14 protein-coding genes are annotated in these 19090 nt (G+C 38.1%); 12 read left to right on the top strand and 2 right to left on the bottom strand.

Features of this window, described 5'->3' with window-relative positions:
• Window positions 1-19: 19 nt before the first annotated feature.
• Together F0365_RS16310 and F0365_RS16305 are read right to left on the bottom strand one after the other, a co-directional pair.
• A complete protein-coding gene (locus tag F0365_RS16310; RefSeq protein WP_169934678.1) occupies window positions 20-946 on the bottom strand; it encodes a bifunctional metallophosphatase/5'-nucleotidase in 927 nt (308 codons plus the stop codon).
• A 9-nt stretch (window positions 947-955) separates the two neighbouring features.
• On the bottom strand, window positions 956-1765 hold the full coding sequence (locus F0365_RS16305; RefSeq protein WP_169934677.1) for a 5'-nucleotidase C-terminal domain-containing protein: 810 nt from the start codon (window positions 1763-1765) through the stop codon (window positions 956-958).
• Window positions 1766-1818: 53 nt separating this feature from the next.
• Between F0365_RS16305 and F0365_RS16300 the strand changes: the two genes are divergently transcribed.
• The 12 genes from F0365_RS16300 to coaE all read left to right on the top strand — a co-directional run bounded on the left by F0365_RS16300 (window position 1819) and on the right by coaE (window position 19012).
• Window positions 1819-2331 (top strand): DUF6913 domain-containing protein, encoded by a 513-nt coding sequence (locus F0365_RS16300; protein WP_169934676.1) that lies wholly within the window; start codon window positions 1819-1821, stop codon window positions 2329-2331.
• Window position 2332: 1 nt separating this feature from the next.
• Complete coding sequence (gene dapA / locus F0365_RS16295; protein WP_169934675.1) at window positions 2333-3211, top strand: 4-hydroxy-tetrahydrodipicolinate synthase; 879 nt, start codon at window positions 2333-2335, stop codon at window positions 3209-3211.
• A 248-nt stretch (window positions 3212-3459) separates the two neighbouring features.
• Window positions 3460-4269 carry an outer membrane protein assembly factor BamD gene (locus F0365_RS16290; RefSeq protein WP_169934674.1) on the top strand — a complete coding sequence of 270 codons (810 nt, stop codon included), beginning with the start codon at window positions 3460-3462 and terminating at the stop codon, window positions 4267-4269.
• Window positions 4270-4274: 5 nt separating this feature from the next.
• Window positions 4275-4601 carry a DNA-directed RNA polymerase subunit omega gene (locus tag F0365_RS16285; protein ID WP_169934673.1) on the top strand — a complete coding sequence of 109 codons (327 nt, stop codon included), beginning with the start codon at window positions 4275-4277 and terminating at the stop codon, window positions 4599-4601.
• A gap of 13 nt (window positions 4602-4614) precedes the next feature.
• On the top strand, window positions 4615-5823 hold the full coding sequence (coaBC, locus tag F0365_RS16280) for a bifunctional phosphopantothenoylcysteine decarboxylase/phosphopantothenate--cysteine ligase CoaBC (protein ID WP_169934893.1): 1209 nt from the start codon (window positions 4615-4617) through the stop codon (window positions 5821-5823).
• Entirely contained in the window at window positions 5798-6700 is a 903-nt protein-coding gene (locus tag F0365_RS16275; protein ID WP_169934672.1) for a DUF4835 family protein, read from the top strand. The genes coaBC and F0365_RS16275 overlap by 26 nt, the downstream gene beginning before the upstream one ends.
• An 85-nt stretch (window positions 6701-6785) precedes the next feature.
• Window positions 6786-8465 (top strand): DNA repair protein RecN, encoded by a 1680-nt coding sequence (recN, locus tag F0365_RS16270; RefSeq protein WP_169934671.1) that lies wholly within the window; start codon window positions 6786-6788, stop codon window positions 8463-8465.
• Window positions 8466-8495: 30 nt separating this feature from the next.
• A complete protein-coding gene (locus F0365_RS16265; RefSeq protein WP_169934670.1) occupies window positions 8496-9302 on the top strand; it encodes an enoyl-ACP reductase in 807 nt (268 codons plus the stop codon).
• Window positions 9303-9766: 464 nt separating this feature from the next.
• Entirely contained in the window at window positions 9767-16417 is a 6651-nt protein-coding gene (locus F0365_RS16260) for a fibronectin type III domain-containing protein (protein ID WP_169934669.1), read from the top strand.
• 78 nt (window positions 16418-16495) lie between these two features.
• Window positions 16496-17488: a glycosyltransferase gene (locus F0365_RS16255; RefSeq protein WP_169934892.1), complete on the top strand. Its 993-nt coding sequence runs from the start codon at window positions 16496-16498 to the stop codon at window positions 17486-17488.
• Complete coding sequence (locus tag F0365_RS16250) at window positions 17489-18418, top strand: hypothetical protein (protein WP_169934668.1); 930 nt, start codon at window positions 17489-17491, stop codon at window positions 18416-18418.
• Complete coding sequence (coaE, locus tag F0365_RS16245) at window positions 18419-19012, top strand: dephospho-CoA kinase (RefSeq protein WP_169934667.1); 594 nt, start codon at window positions 18419-18421, stop codon at window positions 19010-19012. It begins immediately after the preceding gene.
• Window positions 19013-19090: the final 78 nt, after the last annotated feature.

The following is a 19090-nucleotide window of genomic DNA, read 5'->3' as shown; positions in this document are numbered from 1 at the left end:
GAGTAAGCGCTTTTTAATTTTACACCTCATAAACGACATCCATACCTTTATCCACTTTACCTTCTTTAAGGTAAAAATCTATACGGCCTAGGTTGATTCCATAACAACCTACTTGATTTACCATAACTTCTTTTCCAGCTGCGTTTGTAACAATCACTGGTGCATCAAGAAAAGTGTGCGTATGTCCACCTATAATTAAATCGATTCCAGAAGTTGCTGCTGCTAGGGATACATCCGAGACTTTATCGCCTCGGTAAGAATAACCCAAATGAGAAATGCAAATAACGATGTCACAGTGGTCTTCTTCTCTTAATAAACGCACTTGGTCTTTGGCAATTTCAACAGGATCATTATAAACAGTTTCTTTATACATCTTAGGCTCCACTAATCCTTGTAGATGAATTCCTAAACCGAACAATCCTATACGTATGCCGTCTTTAACAATGACTTTTCTCGATTTTATTTGACCATCCATAATCGTATTGGAAAAATCGTAGTTGGAAATAACAAAATCAAAAGTAGCATTAGGCAATTGTGCATATAAACCTTCAATACTATTATCAAAGTCATGATTTCCAATGGTAGCAGCATCATAACCCATCATGCTCATCAGCTTTATTTCCAGCTCACCTCCATAAAAGTTGAAATAAGGGGTTCCCTGAAAGATATCGCCACAGTCTAATAATAGGGTGTTGGGGTTTTCTTTCCTTACCGTATTTATCAATGCAGCTCTGCGAGCAACACCACCACGTCCATCGTTACGACCGCCAGAAATAGGTTCTATATGAGAATGTGTGTCATTGGTATGGAGAATTGTTATTTTCTTACTTCCAAGGGCTAACTCTGGAGCGGTAAAGATTCCGTTTGCCAAAGCATAATTAGACCATAAAGCAGTTCCTGCTACTATTCCTGCGCTCGTATTGCGTATAAATTTTCTTCTTTCCATTTTCTTGCTTTAGGGAACTAATGAGTTTGCATAGTCAAATCGGTGGTCTCTTTTAAACTTTAAGGTATCGACCTTTTTGAAGTAATCGATCATCGCATTTCTGATTTTATAATCTATGGTGGTAAGCGGGGTGTCTTTAAAGAAGCTCATGTTATCACCACCGGTATAGAGGTAATCATTTGTCGCAACCTTATATACGTGAGCTTTGTCTAGCGGCTGGCCATTAATAAGAACGCTTGCTGCAGTTCCATCTTCGTGGAGTAAGATTTGTAGCCCGTCAATAGGATGTGCACTTTTACGTTCGATAAGATAATTGATGAGTTCGTTTACCTGTTCTCCAGTTAGCTCAGCGATAACGATTTCATTGTCAAAAGGCATGATTTCATAAGCGTTACGCATGGTTACTGGACCAGCAGGCATACCAGCTCTGATTCCTCCACTATTAAGTAATACGATATCTATGTTTTTTCCAGTTCTAGATTTGTAAACGGGTTCTCCTTGTGCCCTAACAATAGCTGCCATCATATTTCCGATAGGGGTATTGAGTTTATAATCGCTTTTGTTCATGGAAACAGGATTGTAACTCAATTGCTCGTTCATTTGTACATCTAAAGACTTTTTAAAGGGAGCGATATAATCCTCTATTTCTTGCACATTAGTTAGGCTGCTGTCTATGGCAGTTTTACTTCCAACTACTTTTTTTAACTGGTACTCTTTTTTGTTACAGGAAACGAGCAGGATGGTGGATAATACTACCGCTTTCGCGAAAGCGGAACAGCTACAAAAGCCCCTCCAATTTTCTAACTTATATTTTTTCATAACCCTCGTTTGATTGTGCTACTTTTGTGAAATAGATGAAGCAGTAAAAGTACATGATTTTTGATATTTTAAAGCAGCGATGGTTGCGCAAAGAGTTTTATAAATTGGAGCACCGTTCTAGAGATCGCCAGAGTCACTGGCCTCAATCTCTTGTGATCGTGTTTGACGCAAATAATTGTACTGATGTGGAGTTGTTTGAAAAATGGTGCACAGGCCTGCAAATTCCGTTAAAAAACTTAACTCTTCTTGGCTATACCAGCGATGTGAGAAAAAAAACTTTGGAAGGAGCAATGCTATTTGATGATGGTGCGGTAAAATGGTTTGGTGGTTTAAAAGAAGGTCCTCTTTCAGAGTTGTTAACGGCTCACTACGACTTGCAAATCAATTATTATGAGCATCCTGGTCAGATAACCACATTCGTGAGTAGGAAGCTGGACGCAAATTTCAAGGTGGGATATGCTACTCATGAAGAAAATACGTATGATCTTGCTGTTAACGTTCCGTTAACAAAGCAAGAGCTTTTTATCTCCGAAATTGCTAAATATTTAAAAATCCTTAATCCATAAAATGCAAGAAATAATAGGAACTGGTGTTGCCCTAGTAACCCCATTCAACGCTCAAGGAACGGTAGATCACGAGGCACTTGCCCGTGTAGTGAATTATCAAGTAGAAAATGGTATCGACTATTTAGTGGTACTGGGAACTACTGGGGAAAGTGTGACGCTTTCTAAACAAGAGAAAAAAGAGGTGGTTCATACTATTAAACAGGCTAATGATGGACGTCTCCCTTTAGTAATAGGAATAGGTGGAAACGATACAGCGGTGGTAGTAAATGAGCTGAAGACTGCAGATTTAAATGGGTTTGCTGCTATTTTATCCGTTTCTCCTTCTTATAACAAACCTACTCAGGAAGGGATATACCAGCATTTTAAAGCTGTTTCTGAAGCCAGTCCTTTGCCCATTATTTTGTATAATGTGCCCGGAAGAACGGCTTCTAACATGTCGGTAGAGACTGTTGTAAGGTTAGCTGCTTTTGAAAATGTGGTAGCCATTAAAGAAGCTGCTGGAGATCTGGTACAAGCGATGAAGATGATTCAGTACACGCCTAAAGATTTTCTAGTGATTTCTGGAGATGACATGATTGCAAATGCCATGACACTTGCTGGTGGCGCTGGGGTTATCTCTGTTATAGGTCAAGCGATGGCACAAGGGTTTTCTGATATGATCCGTTATGCTTTGAACGGTGACGTAGGAGAATCTTATCAGCTTCATTATAAAATGGCATCGGTTATAGATATGATCTTTGAACAAGGTAATCCAGCCGGCATCAAGTCCTTGTTACAGCATTTAGAACTATGCAGCGATGAAGTAAGGTTGCCATTAGTAAGAGCAGATGATGGTCTTCAGAGTCGTTTAAAAACTTTTCTAAAGCAATACGAGAATTAAGATTTGTACTTATGGGTTGAAATCAGCCTTTGATAGATTGGAATAATTTTGAATAGCACCGTTGGAGATAAAATAGAAAGTTAACGCATGGCTGTAGTTATGGATTCATTTTATTTTCAAATATTGGCGAGATAGAAATAATTAGGAGTCTCGTTTTGTAAGATAAAATGTATTCCTGCGTTAAGCAGTGTGAACTCGCTTTCTTTTTCCCTAGAAAAAGTTACCTTTGTGCTCCATTAAATGTACCTATGAAAAACCTTGTTATTGTATTGATTCTCGTCACAACTCTTGCCAGTTGTGGTTCTTATCAAAAAGCTCTTAAATCTGAAGATAACGCAGTGAAAGTAGCTATGATAGACAGCCTCTTTGCAAAAGGGAAGTACGGTAAAACGCTAGCTCTTTTTGAACAAATTATCCCTGCTTACAGAGGTACAGATAGCGCTGCACCTATGGCTATTAAATATGCAAAAGCCCTGTACGAAGATGAAAGTTATATCAATAGCGCTTACCAATACGAACGTTTTATACAGTCACACCCTCAAGATCCTAATGCAGAGGTGGCCTTATTTATGGCGGCAAAAAGTCATTATCAAATGTCTCCTATTTATTCTAAGGATCAAACGGATACAAACATCGCTTTAACAAAACTACAGGAGTATATCAATGTGTATCCTTCAGGTGAATACCTAGCGCAAGCCAACTCGCTGGTAGATGAATTACGAGATAAACTAGATAAGAAAGCTTACGAAACGGCAAAACAGTACCATCATTTTGGAAACTTTAGAGGTGGGTACATTTCGGCGATTAGTGCTTTCGAGAATTTTATACTAGATCATCCAGGGTCAGATTATCAAGATGACGCTCAGTTTTATCTGTTGGAATCTCAATTTGAATATGGTATTAATAGCTTTCCTGAGTTAGTTCCAGAAAGACTAGCAAAAGCTAAGAAATATTATGATACCTTTGCAAAACGATATCCTGATAGTGAGTATAAAGAAGATGCCGACGATATACTAGCTAAAATAGAGGATTATAATTCTAAGAATACAAGTAAATAATAACAATGGATACTAAAAATCTAACCGCTCCTAACACGACTATTACCTATAACCGCGATGCTTTAACCGCACCTACAGGTAATATGTATGAGGCGATTTCTATCATCGCAAAACGCGCTGAACAAATCAATACAGATGTTAAGGAAGAGCTTATTGAAAAGCTAGAAGAATTTGCTACTTACAATGATTCTCTAGAAGAGATCTTTGAAAACAAAGAACAAATCGAAGTTTCTAAGTACTACGAGCGTTTGCCTAAACCAGCTGCAATAGCTATTGAAGAATGGTTACAAGGTAAAATCTACTTTAGAGATACTGGAGCTGCTGAAGAGTAATTCAAAAAAAATGATGTCCGTATTAAGTGGTAAAAACGTATTGCTAGGGGTCACTGGCGGTATTGCTGCTTATAAGACTACGTATATAGTGCGCCTGCTTGTAAGAGCGGGCGCTGCTGTTCAGGTAATTATGACTCCTGCAGCAAGAGATTTTGTGACACCGCTCACCTTATCCACTCTTTCTAAAAACCCTGTCTTGAGTCATTTTACAAATGAAGAAGATGAAAACGATACTTGGAATAATCACGTAGAGCTAGGTCTCTGGGCAGATTTGATAATTATCGCACCAGCGACTGCAAATACCATGAGTAAAATGGTTAGTGGCGCTATAGATAATTTGCTTCTCGCAACCTATTGTAGCGCAAAATGTCCTGTCTATTATGCTCCAGCAATGGATCTGGACATGTATAAACATCCTTCTACTCAACATAATTTTGATCAACTTACATCTTACGGCAATCTAATGATTCCTGCTGGAGATGGTGAGCTCGCAAGCGGTCTTTCTGGAAAGGGACGCATGGCAGAGCCAGAGGAGATTATTCAATTTATAGAAAAAGATATTTCAATCAAGTTGCCGTTAAGAGGTAAAAAATGTCTTATTACCGCTGGACCTACTTATGAGGCTATTGATCCTGTGAGATTTATAGGAAATCATAGTAGCGGTAAAATGGGTGCTGCAATTGCCATGGAAATGGCACGTCAAGGTGCTCAAGTTCATTTGATTATGGGCCCTAGTGCTGTTGCTACAAATCATCCTTTGATTTATCGAGTAGACATTAAAAGTGCACAGGAAATGTATGATGAGGTGCACCAAGTGGTGCAAAAGGTAGATATCGCTATCTTCAGTGCTGCTGTCGCAGATTATCGACCTTTAAATCCTGTAGATCAAAAAATAAAAAAGAAGTCGGAGACCTTATCTATTGAGTTGGTTAAAAACCCAGATATTCTTGCGAGTGTAGGAGCGATGGATAAAAAACCTTTTTTAGTAGGTTTTGCTTTAGAGACAGAGAATGAAATGGAGCACGCTTTTGCGAAAGCGGAAAAAAAACAAACCGATTTACTCGTATTGAACTCTATGAGAGATAAAGGTGCTGGATTTGGTGTGGATACCAATAAAATTACGATTATAGATAAAGATAAAAATATTTCCAGATTTGATACGAAACCAAAAACGGAAGTAGCAAAAGATATAGTACATGAAATTATCAAAAGGATTTTATAGTTTTCTACTGGCTTTATTTGCTCTGTTCCTGTCAAATGCACAAGAGTTGAATTTCACAGTCCAGGTAAATGCTCAAAATGTCGCGCAACCGGATCAGACTATTTTTAAAACTTTAGAAACCTCTATGCAGGAGTTTTTAAACAATACAAAATGGACGGATCAAAAATTTAGAGATGAAGAAAAAATCAATGCCTCATTGGTTTTTGTGGTGACGAGTTATGACAATGATCGATTTAGAGGAAACTTTCAAATTTCGGCATCTAGACCGGTTTTTAATTCTTCGTATACGACACCCATTTTTAACTTTAAGGATGACGACATCGCTTTTGAATATGCAGAGTACGCTCCGTTTTTCTATAATTCCAATAGGTTTGAAAATAATTTAATTTCTCTTATTTCATTTTATGCTTATACCGTCTTAGGAATTGACGCAGATACGTTTGAGCTTAGAGGAGGCCAGCCTTTTTACGAAGAAGCACAGACCATTGTGAACCTTGCTCAAGGATCACTCGGAGTTCAAGGATGGAAAGCAAGTGATGGATTGATTTCTAGATTTAGGCTGAATGATGATATGTTGTCAGATACCTATAAAGAATATAGAGAAGTGATGTATTCTTACCATCTAAAAGGATTGGACACTTTTTCAAAAGATTCCAAAGCTGGTAAAATTATTCTAAAGAATTACCTGCAACAGTTTGATGAACTTCATAACCGCAGACCGAATAGTTTGCTCCAACGCACCTTCTTTGATGCAAAGGCAGATGAGATCATGAGCATTTATTCTTCCGGTCCAGCAGTTGATATTAGAGAGTTAAAATCAACCTTACAAAAACTAGCTCCTAACCAGTCTTCAAAATGGCGTAATATTAAAGTTTAGTATCTTTATTTACTACCTAGTTTTTGCCTAATTTTATACTTTATAATCAGACAGCTCATTGGCTGTTTAAATTACTGTATATAAATTGCTTAAACATATTCAAATAGAAAATTTTGCGCTAATCGATTCTTTAGAATTAGATCTTCAAAAAGACCTCACCATGATTACTGGAGAAACAGGTGCTGGAAAATCTATCCTATTGGGAGCTTTGGGTTTAATTTTAGGTAATCGAGCAGATTTAAGTGCTATCAGAGATACGTCTCGTAAATGTGTGGTAGAAGCACAATTTCAAATTTCAAGTCTAGGTTTAAAAGAATTGTTTGAAGAATCGGATCTGGATTATGAAGACCTGAGCTTTTTACGAAGGGAGATATTGCCTTCAGGAAAAAGCAGGGCATTTATTAATGATACTCCTGTAACTCTTTCTGTAATGAATACTATAGGCAAACGCCTTGTTGATATTCATTCCCAACATCAAACCTTGCAGCTTTCTAAAGATATATTTCAAACCGATGTTTTGAACGCTTTTATTTTAGAGGCAACTAAGAATGATTCAAAGCCAGCTTCTAAGATATTACAGAGTTACAGAACGGAGTTGGGTATTTTTAAAAATGCTCAAAAAGAACTGAAAAAGTTAGAAGGACAGGAAGCAGAGTTGTCTAAAGAACTGGACTACAATAACTTCTTACTAGAAGAGCTGGAAGAAGCTGGACTAGATCAATTAGATCAGCAAGCATTAGAAGAAGAAAATGAGCAGCTCAGTAATGTAGAGAGTATCACTGAAGTGCTTACTGAGTTCAATGCAGTGCTCTCTGAAGATGATTTGGGGATCTTAGATCAACTGAGACAGTTACAAAATAAACTACAAAGCATAGGCAGTTATTCAACGACTTATGCTGCTCTTAAGGAAAGGCTGTCTTCGGTCTTGCTGGAATTAGAAGATATCTATCAAGAATCTTCTAATGAAGCAGATAAGGTAGAAGCAGATCCAGAGCGATTGCTTCAAATCAATACTTCATTGAGCCTTTTAGAGAATCTTTATAGAAAACACCAAGTAGAAGATGTAGCATCCTTAGTTGAGTTAAGAGATGAATTGGCTGACAAAGTTTTTGTTTCCCTAGGTCTGGAAAAGAAAATTAAAACTCAAGAAAAGCTACTTCAAGACTCTGAAAGTAAGTTGCTTCAAATAGGTAAGGAGCTTACGGTATTAAAAATGAAACATAAAACAACTCTGGAAGCTGAGGTAGTAAAGATAGTGAATGATCTAGGGATGCCAGACGCACAGTTCCTTATAGAAGTATTGCCATTAGGTGCTTACGGTCACTCAGGAGCAGACTTCATACAGTTCACCTTTACTGCAAATAAAGGATCGCAATTACTAGCGCTGGATAAAGCCGCTTCTGGTGGAGAGCTTTCTAGACTGATGCTGGCGATCAAGTCCATACTTTCAAGATGTAAAAAATTACCTACCATCATATTTGACGAGATTGACACTGGAGTGAGTGGTGTTATAGCCACAAAGATGGCTCAAATCATGAAGTCGATGAGTGAAGAAATGCAAGTAATCTCCATAACACACTTACCGCAAATTGCTGCTGCAGGCAAGGATCACCTGATCGTAAAAAAAGTAACCGATGAGCATATGACCTACAGTACCATACAACGTCTGGATAAAGAGGCGCGCTTAGAAGAAATTGCACAGATGTTAAGTGGCGGGACTATTTCCAACGCTGCAAGAGAAAATGCACGTGCGCTACTCAATTAGTTTTATATATTTGCTACCTAATCAATAACTATGGCTTACAATTTATTAAAAGGAAAACGCGGAATCATATTTGGTGCGTTGGATGAAAACTCTATTGCTTGGAAAACAGCACAATTAGCTCACGAAGAAGGAGCGACCTTTGTACTTACTAATGCTCCAGTAGCAATGCGCATGGGGCAAATCAATGAATTAGCTAAGAGCACTGGAAGTGAAATAATCCCAGCAGATGCTACGAGCATTGAAGATCTTGAAAATTTAGTGACTAAATCCGTAGAGATTTTAGGAGGTAAATTAGATTTTGTTTTGCACTCTATAGGTATGAGTGTAAACGTGCGTAAAGGAAATCACTATACCAATCAAAATTATAAATACACAGAAAAAGGTTGGGATGTAAGTGCAGTATCTTTTCATAAAGTAATGCAAACACTCCATAAAAATGACGCCATGAATGAGTGGGGTAGTATTGTTGCTTTAACCTATATGGCTGCACAACGTACCTTTCCAGATTATAACGATATGGCAGATAACAAAGCCTATCTAGAGTCTATTGCTCGCAGCTTTGGTTATTTCTTCGGAAAAGATAAAAAGGTAAGAGTAAACACCATTTCTCAATCACCTACTCCTACAACCGCAGGAAGTGGTGTTAAAGGATTTGAGGGTTTCTTAAGTTATGCAGAAAAGATGAGCCCGTTAGGGAACGCTACCGCCCAAGATTGTGCGGAGTATACCATGACTTTATTTTCAGATTATACTAAAAAGGTGACCATGCAAAACCTTTTTCACGATGGAGGATTCTCAAGCACTGGCGTTAGTCAAGAAGTGATCGAGAAGTTCTAGTACCATTACGTTTTGTAAATCTCTAAAGCCTTATCCATGGATAAGGCTTTTTTTTGTAGCCGTTTTCTTTTTTTTCTTCCAAATAGAAGTTTACTGAATCATGTATCCTAATCCAACAGCTAAAAGTACTTAAAAGTGCTGTTGTTTCAGTTGACAAGAGAGCTATTCACAACGGAATAACATACTTGTGTAAAACGTATCTTATTTTCAAATTCTTAGGGTCCTATTAATTGCTTGTTTTCAAGAATCATTTAATTAAAATTGAGGAGTGAAGCTAAAAAAGGTTCAATTATTTTTCAACAATTAAGTTGGATCAGCGATGTTCTTTCTATGAATGAAAAATAAAATTCAATTCTTTTTTAACGCAGTTTTACGCATGTTAACGAATAATTAAGTTTAATTTTTTTATATGATTTATTAGTCATAATTTAAGGTCTTCTAAAACAATTTTTTAAACAACTATTATGAAACAAATTTACGTTTTTCTTGTTGCCTTGATTTGTTTAACTCTTTCTTTTGATGCACAAGCACAGTGTGATTATCAATTAGAGTTGACAGATTTCTTCGGTAATGACTGGGATAGTGGAGCAAATGCTACCGCTAACACAGGTGTTGATGTCACAATTGATGGTGTCACCACAACTTATGTTATTGTAAACCCAAGTTCAACGGCTAACACGGCAGTGACAGAGACTTATGCAATAACGGTCAACAACGGATCAAGCATAGCTATAGACTACCGCGCTACCAGTCTTCCTGGAGACGGTCAGTTTCGATTTATCGATTCTGAAGCTCTTTTAGTTTATGAAACTCCTATTGCTCAGCCCTCCATGATGAATATTTTTACAGGAGCGGCATCATGCCCTACCTGTCCAGTAGTCACTAATTTTGTTTCGTCAAGCGTTACCGCAAATGAAGCGGTTCTAGGTTGGACGAATGGAGGTTCTGAAACCGAATGGGAAATAGAATATGGCATTAGTCCATATACTGTTAATTCTGGTGGAGTTACTGTCCCAGCTACTACAAATCCATTTACCTTACCTGGATTAAATAGCATCACTACTTATGACGTTTATATAAGAGCCGTATGTGTTCCAGGAACTGATATTAGTAATTCTGTAGGCCCTATAACTTTTACAACGGCAGAATCTTGCCCATCACCATCTAACTTTGGACCTGTAACTCAGTCTGCTTTTGAGGTGCAATTTATTTGGGATGCTAATGGAAATACAAGTGCCAACTATGAAGTTGCCTACGGTGTAGCTCCTTTTAATCAAGGAGATCCTGGTGAATTAACTGCGTCAGGTGCTACGGCTCCTTTTGCTATTGTAGGTGGATTAATGTCAGATACTACTTATGATTTCTATGTAAGAATTGATTGTGGTATGGGGGACTTTAGTCTATGGGCTGGTCCTTATACTGCAACTACCTCCATTTCTTGTCCAGCAATATCTGGACTTCAAGCAGACATCGTAACAGATTCCTCTCTTGATATTTCTTGGACTGCTGGTGGAGCAGAGACAGAGTGGGAAGTAGAACATGCAGTTGCAGGAACTATAACAACTCCATTTTCTACTCCAGCACAAGGAACTGTTACTAATATAATGACAACTCCAGCAATTCCTATAACAGGTTTAACTGATGCCACGGTATACGATGTTTTTGTAAGAGCTGTCTGCGATCCAGTATTGCCAGATTATAGCTCGGTAACTCAGCTAACCGTGTCTACCTTATGTTTGCCATTCACGACTCCTTATACTGAAAATTTTGATACAGGATTTACCGTAGTTGCTACTGGTTTTCCTAATGCTGCTGATGGTTTTGTTAGCGAAAACTGTTGGGCAGGAACAGATAACCAATTTAATTGGGTTGCTGCTGGAGCTGGTTTAGCTGGATCTGGGGGAACTGGACCAAGTCCTACTATTGCTACAGGTAACTATTTCATTACAGAAGGTTCTTCAGGAGCTACAGGCGATATAGCAGAGCTTTCTTCTCCTGTCGTTGACCTGACACCATTAACTACTCCAGCAGTGAGTTTTGACTATCACATGTTTGGTGCAAATATGGGTTCTCTTGAATTAGTGATAAGAGCTGGTGGTACAGATACTACGGTGTTTACTATTACGGGTCAACAACAGACTACTGACACTACACCATATGAATCAATCATTGTTCCTATACCTGCTTTTGCCTCTCAATCGGTACAAGTAGTTTTTAAAGCGACTAGAGGTAATGGTTTTGGATCTGATATAGCGGTGGATAATTTGGTAATAGCTGAATCACCTGCATGTGTAGATCCATATGCTTTAAGTGTTTCAGCAGTAACGAGTGCTTCAGCTAATTTAGGCTGGAGTGAATTAGGAAGTACGACCAACTGGAATATTGAAGTTGGAGCTCCAGGTTTTGTTGTAGATTCCAGTGCTGAGTTGTTTGCCTTTGCAGCAACTACTAATCCTTTTAATGCAACTGGATTATCTGCAGATACTGCTTATGAATTTTATGTACAGTCTGACTGTGGTGTAGATGGAACTAGTAACTGGGTTGGCCCATTTCAATTTAGAACAAGATGTGCCCCTCTTACGGCACCTTATACTACAGATTATGAATCAGATCCTTTAGATGGATTGAATAACTGTGATAGTTCTTTGATTGTTTCAGGAAGTACCAACTTACTTGTTGAAGTAGAAGATTTAGTTTCTCTATCTGGTGCTCAGCATATCTATATGTATAGCGGTAGTGATGGCGCAGCAGATATTATTTACGTGCTTCCAGAATTCTCTGATCTTTCCTCTGATAAACGAGTAAGATTCAATGTTTATGATAGAGATAATGGAGGTCTTGAAGTAGGTACGATGACTGATCCAGCAGACTTAGCAACATTTAATTCTATTGCAACATTTGCTGATGCAGATCTTACAGATGATACCTATGAAGAAAACATAGTTTACTTCAGTAGCTTAACTACGACTGGAGGATTTATAGCATTTAAATTTAATCCTGCAGGAACTTTTGATGCGATGTATCTTGATGATATTACGTATGAAGTATCCCTATCATGTCCGGAGCCAACTCAGTTTTCTTTTGGATCTCCAGCAGCAACTTCTGTTGATTTCTCTTGGGTCAATAACTCTTCAGCATCAGAATTCATAGTAGAATATAGAGAAACTGGAGCTGCCGCCTTTACGACGGTTGCACCTAACCCTACAACTGCTAACGTTACTATTTCTGGATTAAATAGTGCCACAGAATATGAAGTTTGTGTTACTGCTATATGTGATAGTACAACAAATGATGTTTCTACTCAGTCTTGTGCTACGGTTACTACTACGCCAGATTATTGTGCGGGTGACTTGTTCTTAGATTCAGGAGGAGATGCAGGGGATTATCAAAACGGAGAAAACATTACTTATAACATATGTCCAGATAATGTTGGAGATGTTGTTTTTGTAAATTTCACATTCAATGACATGGAAGATTCTTTTTCAGGTTGTTTTGATGGACTTACCATATATGATGGTCCTGACACTACTTTTCCTACTATCAATACCCCTGGCGGTGGTACAGAATGGTGCTGGGATCCTGCTAATAATTCAGGTACTGGAGATTTAACACAAGAACTTTTAATAGGGACTACAACTTCAGGTTGTTTGACATTTGTATTCTCATCAGACAGTTCAGTACAAAGACCAGGATGGGCGGCTAGTGTTACTTGCGCGCCACCACCTACATGTGATTCGCCAAATATGTTAGCTTTAGATGCTGTAACATCAACTACTGCAGATCTTTCTTGGGTTGCTGGTGGAACAGAAACAGAATGGGATGTTGAAGTAGGTTTACCCGGTTTTGTTCCTAATACAGGAGCACAAGTAGGTACTGTTATTGATGTATTGACGAACCCTACAACAACAGCTACAGGATTGACAGATGATACTGCTTATGATTACTGGGTAAGAGCCGTTTGTGCTCCCGGTGACGAAAGTATTTACATTGGTCCGTTTTCTTTTAGAACACGTTGTTTAGCTACTACAGCTGCTTATTTTACTAATTTTGATGCAGATCCTATAGACGGATTGAATAATTGTGATAATCGAATCGTGGTTGGTTCTGGTTCAGGAACTGCACCACTTGTAGAAGTAGAAGATTTAATTGCCAACTCTGGTAATCAGCATATTTATATGTATAGTGGTTCCACAGGAGCTACTGCAGCGTTGTATTATATCTTACCAGAATTCTCTGATCTAGATGCCACTAAACGAGTGCGTTTCTTTGCTTACGATAGAGATTTAGGTGGACTTGAGGTAGGAACCATGACAGACCCTGCTGATGCAACGACATTTACAGTTGCTCAAACTTTTACAAATGCTGATTTGCCAGACGATCAATATGCAGAACAAACAGTTAATTTTTCTGCTTTGACTACTACAGGTGGATGGGTTGCTTTCAGGTTTGTTCCTGCAGGAACTTTTGATGCGATGTACTTAGATGATGTTAATTATGAAGAAATACCTAGTTGTCCACAACCTAGTGCTGTAACTACTGCAAATTTAGGAGATAGTTCAGTGGAGTTATCATGGACAGTAGGTGGAACGGAAACAGAATGGATCGTTGAATACGGAACTCCTGGATTTACTCCTGGTGGAGCTGGTTCATTAGGAACACTAACAGGTGTAACTTCTAATACGAGTTACTTACTGGACATGCTTATTGCTAATACACAATATGAAATAAGAATATTTGCTGTATGTGCACCTATGGATATCAGTCCTTCTACTAATCCTTTATTAATCAGGACATTCCCAACAGGGCCGCAAGGAGTAACTTGTACTACAGGCTCATCAGCTACTGTATTTACAGAAGGCTTCGAAAGTGGTGCTATTGGATGGACGGGAACTACCTTCGCTGGTAACGGTGGAGATTGGGATATTACCGCAGGTGATACCAATAATTTCAATACCGGTCCTTTTGCCTCTTTTGATGCTACTAATCATATGGAGTTTGAAGCGTCTGGCGCAAATAATACACGAGCGTCTGCTATTTCTCCGGCGATTAACCTTTCAACAGGAACTGGAGAAGCAGAGTTAAGCTTTTATATGCATGCTTATGGTGCAGATATGGGTACTTTAGAAGTAGGAGTATCAACTGCTGCAACAGGACCTTTTACCAACCTATTTACATGGAATGGGGAATTACAAACTAGTGATGTAGCCTCTTGGGCTCCTATCGGTGTTGATCTTACTGCCTACAACGGTCAGGTGATTTATCTTGAATTTGCCAACAGTCATGTTGTTGCAGGTTTTGAAGGAGATATGTCTATAGATTTGATTGAAGTTACCGCTTGTGGTAATTTTTGTCCTGATCCTTCCCAACTTGCTGTGACAGGTGTATCTAGTTCTTCTGCCGATCTTAATTGGACAGAAAATGGGTCTGCTGCTACTTGGGAATATGAAATTGATGTAGCTGGGTTTACCCAAGGAATGGGAGCTAATGGTATTGTCTCTACAATGGATAATACGACGAATCCTATAACAGGACTGTCGTCTGCGACTTCTTACGACTATTATGTAAGATCCATTTGTAGCGCGACGGAAACTAGTTTGTGGATAGGTCCATTTAGTTTTAGTACAACCCCAGATTACTGTGCGGGAGATCTATTCTTAGATTCAGGAGGAGCTACGAGTGACTATCAGAATAATGAAAATATCACCTATAACATATGTCCAGATAACCCAGGAGATACAGTTACTGTAGATTTCACCTTTAATGAGATGGAAGATTCTTTTGCAGGTTGTTGGGATGGACTTACCATTTATGATGGTCCCGATACTTCTTTTCCTACAATCAACCCACCAGGTGGTGGTGCAGAATGGTGTTGGGATAATGGATCAGGTACAGGAGATTTAACACAACAACTATTAGTTGGTACAAGTGCTTCTGGATGTTTAACATTTGTATGGTCTTCAGACGGCTCTGGACAAAGAGCTGGATGGTCAGCTAACGTTACTTGTGCGCCTCTACCTACATGTACTGCGCCTTCAGCGTTAATAGCATCCCAAATTACTGGTTCCTCGGCAGATTTATCTTGGACAGAAAATGGCTCTGCAACAGTATGGCAAGTAGAGGTACAACCTAATGGTACTGCTCAAGGAACCGCTGGTGCAGTTTATGAAAATATGACTGCTACCAACCCTGTAACGGCTAACGGTTTAGGAGCTTCAACGAGTTATGATTACTTTGTTAGAGCTGACTGTGGTAGTGGCGATTTATCTACATGGGCTGGTCCATTCACATTTATTACACCATGTGCTCCTTTTATAGCTCCTTATGGATCAACTACAGGCGCACCAGGTAATGATTTTGCTACCTTTCCAGGAATTTGTTGGGAGGAAGGTGATAATACAGATGTTGCAACTGGTCCTAACGGATTAAACGGTGACTGGCAAGCTGACGATTTTGGAAATGATACAGCAAATGTATTCGGTCAGGCAGCTCGTGTGAACATCTGGAATAGTGGCGGGGACAATGACTGGTTAGTTTCTCCAGAAATTGATCTAGGTACCAATCCAGCTACTGCGTTAAGTGCTACATTTGATGTTGCATTAACAGCTTTTGCAGCTACAACTACCGGTAACTTTGGTAGTGATGATCAAGTTCAATTCTTGATTACTACAGATTCTGGAGTTACTTGGAATATCATTAAAACCTATGAAGCTGCAGATAACTTACCAGCTGCTGGTCAACTTGAAACCTTCCCATTAGGAGCCTATTCTGGTGTGGTTAGATTTGCTTTCTGGTCTACTAACGGTAGCGTAACAGATGGTAATGATGTAGACTTCTTCGTAGATAACTTTACGGTAGATGGCACAGTAGGGGTAAATGACGCTGATTCTTTTGAATTCAGCTATTATCCTAATCCTACAGATAACCTGATCACCTTTAATGGTCAGCAAGTTATTGACGGAATAATTGTAAGAAACCTATTAGGACAGCAATTATTAGTTGCTCAGCCTAATGCGACTTCTTCTAGCATAGACTTATCTACTTTCCCATCTGGAATGTATCTTATTGAGGTTGCCTCAGGAGAACAGAGCAGAGTGGTGAAGGTGATACGCAACTAGAATAGAATTCTAATTGATAAAAAGGCCATTCTTTACGGAATGGCCTTTTTTATTGTCTATTTTTGACCTGTGAATGCAATCCATTACTCCTTTATTATACCGGTTTTCAACAGACCTGAAGAGATAGAAAAATTACTTATTAGTCTTTCTCAATTAGTCTTTGAAAGAGATTTTGAAGTAGTTATCATTGAGGATGGATCTGAATTGAGCAGTGAAATGGTATGTTCTCGCTTTCGCGAAAGCTTAACCATCAACTATTTTTACAAACCAAATTCGGGCCCTGGAGACTCTAGGAATTTTGGTATGAAGAAGGCTACTGGAGATTATTTTATTATACTGGATAGCGACTGTGTGCTACCTAGTCATTACCTCAAGGTGGTAGATGCCTACTTATTAAATAATTATGTAGATTGTTACGGAGGTCCAGATGCTGCTCATGAGAGTTTTAGTAGCCTTCAAAAGGCGATTAACTATTCCATGACTTCCTTTCTTACCACAGGAGGAATTAGAGGTGGGAGCGAAAAATTAGGTAAATTCCAGCCGCGTAGTTTTAATATGGGACTGAGTAAAAAGGCCTTTCAAGAAACTATGGGTTTTGGAAATATTCATCCAGGGGAAGATCCAGACTTAACGATCAGGTTGTGGCAACGCGGATTTGATACCGTATTGATTAAGGAAGCTTATGTATATCATGAAAGACGCATATCTTGGAAGTTATTTTATAAACAGGTGCATAAATTTGGTAAAGTAAGAGTAATTCTTAACAAATGGCACCCCAGTACTAAGCGTATCACCTATTGGTTCCCTTCCTTATTTTGTGTTTCTCTATTTCTAGCGGTCATTTTATCTGTTTTAGGTAATCAGTTGCTTTTGAGCTTATATCTGTTTTATTTCAGTATCTTGTTTATTGACTCCTCTATTAAAAATGGGGTGTCTATAGGCTTGAGTTCTGTTTTTGCAACACTAATTCAGTTCTATGCTTATGGAACAGGATTTTTAAAATCTTGGTTAAAAATTACAATCTTAAAACAGGAAGAGACAACTGCATTTCCTAAATTATTTTTTAAATAAATGAAATACAAACGCATCATAGGTTTCTTTCTTGTAGTGGTGGTGGTAGCCAGCTTGTGGTTTATATCCAAATATAAAGATGTTTATAAGGAAGAAGTTATTTTTAATATCAGCTTTATAAACGTACCTAATAGTCTTACTTTGGATTCCAGTTCTAAGCAGCTAAATACACCAGTGGAGATAAGCGCTACCGGTTTTACCCTTATTTGGGAAAAAATATTTGGGCATCAGGTGAAATTAGATTTTAAGGAAAACACCTTTTCACGCAACGATACATTGTTCTTTAATCCTACAAGAAGCATCAAAAAGATCAAAAGATCTAACACACTTTCTTATGAAATCTTAAGTGCAGATAATCTTGATATTCCTATCCAGTTTAAGAGATTCAAATCAAAGAAGGTGCCTGTTGTAAATAAAATAGATCTAGATTACACCTTAAATTATCTTGCTGTTAAAAAGCCCTATTTTCAAAAAGACAGTGTTACCATTACTGGTAATGATGTAAAGGTAGATGCGCTTTATGAACTCGTTATCACCAGAGATTCAAAACTGACCATTAAAGATACCTTAACGACACTAGAAATTGATTTAAAGAAAATTGATCCAGAGTTGAATTTTGAGCCTCAAATGCTCACTCTACATGTAGAGGCCACCCAAATGACAGAAGGTAAAATAAATATCCCTGTAAGACTTTTAAATGCACCTACAGGTCAGCAAGTAAAGCTTATACCTGATAATGTGCAAATTGTTTATTCTACGGCTGTTTCTAACTTTGATCAAATTAAAGCACAAGATATTAGTGTCTCTATAAATTATGACCTTATTGAGGAGTTAAATATAGCGGTGATACCTGCGATAGAAATAAGAAATGACAAAATTATTTCTTATCGCGTCAACCCTAAACAAGTACAAGTCTTAACTATTAAATAAATGAAAATAGTTGGTTTGACAGGTGGAATAGGCAGTGGTAAATCAACAGTTGGCCACGAATTTGAAAATTTAGGGATTCCTGTTTTTATTGCAGATGATGTTTCTAAAAAATTATTGGCTACAGATCCACAAGTCATTGAAGCTGTTACACATTTATTAGGTAAAGATTCTTATAATCCAGACGATAAAGGATTAGTAGTACCTAATAAAAAATATATTGCTTCAAAGGTCTTTAATGATACAACGCTTTTGACATCACTAAATCAAATTATGCATCCTGCGGTTAGGGTCTATTTTAGGGAATGGATTCAGAAACAAAAATCCCCTTATATGATCTATGAGGCTGCTATCTTGTTCGAAAGTAACAGTCATCTACTATGTGATAAAGTTGTTTTAGTAACTGCTGGTAAAGAAGAAAGAATTAGAAGAGTAATGGATCGAGACGCTGCGAGTAGAGCAGAAGTAGTATCTAGACTTCGTCATCAATGGTCTGAAGGGCAACGACTGGAATTGTCAGATTTTGTTATAGTAAATGAAGATATTCAACTTTTAAGGGCATCTGTACGGAGTATTCATGAAGTTTTGTTAAAATAATAATTACCTCTAGGATTTTCACAAAGTTAATATATGGTTAAAGAGTTTTTAACACTTTCTCTATATGTTAAATTTGTA

Origin of the sequence: Nonlabens sp. Ci31 (genome assembly GCF_012974865.1) — a bacterium.
Taxonomy (GTDB): domain Bacteria; phylum Bacteroidota; class Bacteroidia; order Flavobacteriales; family Flavobacteriaceae; genus Nonlabens.
Note: the sequence above shows the minus strand (reverse complement) of the source record. Positions and strands in the feature narration are given on the sequence as shown.

Coding starts and splice junctions, on each gene's coding strand:
- F0365_RS16310 (WP_169934678.1), bottom strand. CDS start 946: ATGGAAAGAAGAAAATTTATACGCAATACGAGCGCAGGAATAGTAGCA.
- F0365_RS16305 (WP_169934677.1), bottom strand. CDS start 1,765: ATGAAAAAATATAAGTTAGAAAATTGGAGGGGCTTTTGTAGCTGTTCC.
- F0365_RS16300 (WP_169934676.1), top strand. CDS start 1,819: ATGATTTTTGATATTTTAAAGCAGCGATGGTTGCGCAAAGAGTTTTAT.
- dapA (WP_169934675.1), top strand. CDS start 2,333: ATGCAAGAAATAATAGGAACTGGTGTTGCCCTAGTAACCCCATTCAAC.
- F0365_RS16290 (WP_169934674.1), top strand. CDS start 3,460: ATGAAAAACCTTGTTATTGTATTGATTCTCGTCACAACTCTTGCCAGT.
- F0365_RS16285 (WP_169934673.1), top strand. CDS start 4,275: ATGGATACTAAAAATCTAACCGCTCCTAACACGACTATTACCTATAAC.
- coaBC (WP_169934893.1), top strand. CDS start 4,615: ATGTCCGTATTAAGTGGTAAAAACGTATTGCTAGGGGTCACTGGCGGT.
- F0365_RS16275 (WP_169934672.1), top strand. CDS start 5,798: ATGAAATTATCAAAAGGATTTTATAGTTTTCTACTGGCTTTATTTGCT.
- F0365_RS16265 (WP_169934670.1), top strand. CDS start 8,496: ATGGCTTACAATTTATTAAAAGGAAAACGCGGAATCATATTTGGTGCG.
- F0365_RS16260 (WP_169934669.1), top strand. CDS start 9,767: ATGAAACAAATTTACGTTTTTCTTGTTGCCTTGATTTGTTTAACTCTT.
- F0365_RS16250 (WP_169934668.1), top strand. CDS start 17,489: ATGAAATACAAACGCATCATAGGTTTCTTTCTTGTAGTGGTGGTGGTA.
- coaE (WP_169934667.1), top strand. CDS start 18,419: ATGAAAATAGTTGGTTTGACAGGTGGAATAGGCAGTGGTAAATCAACA.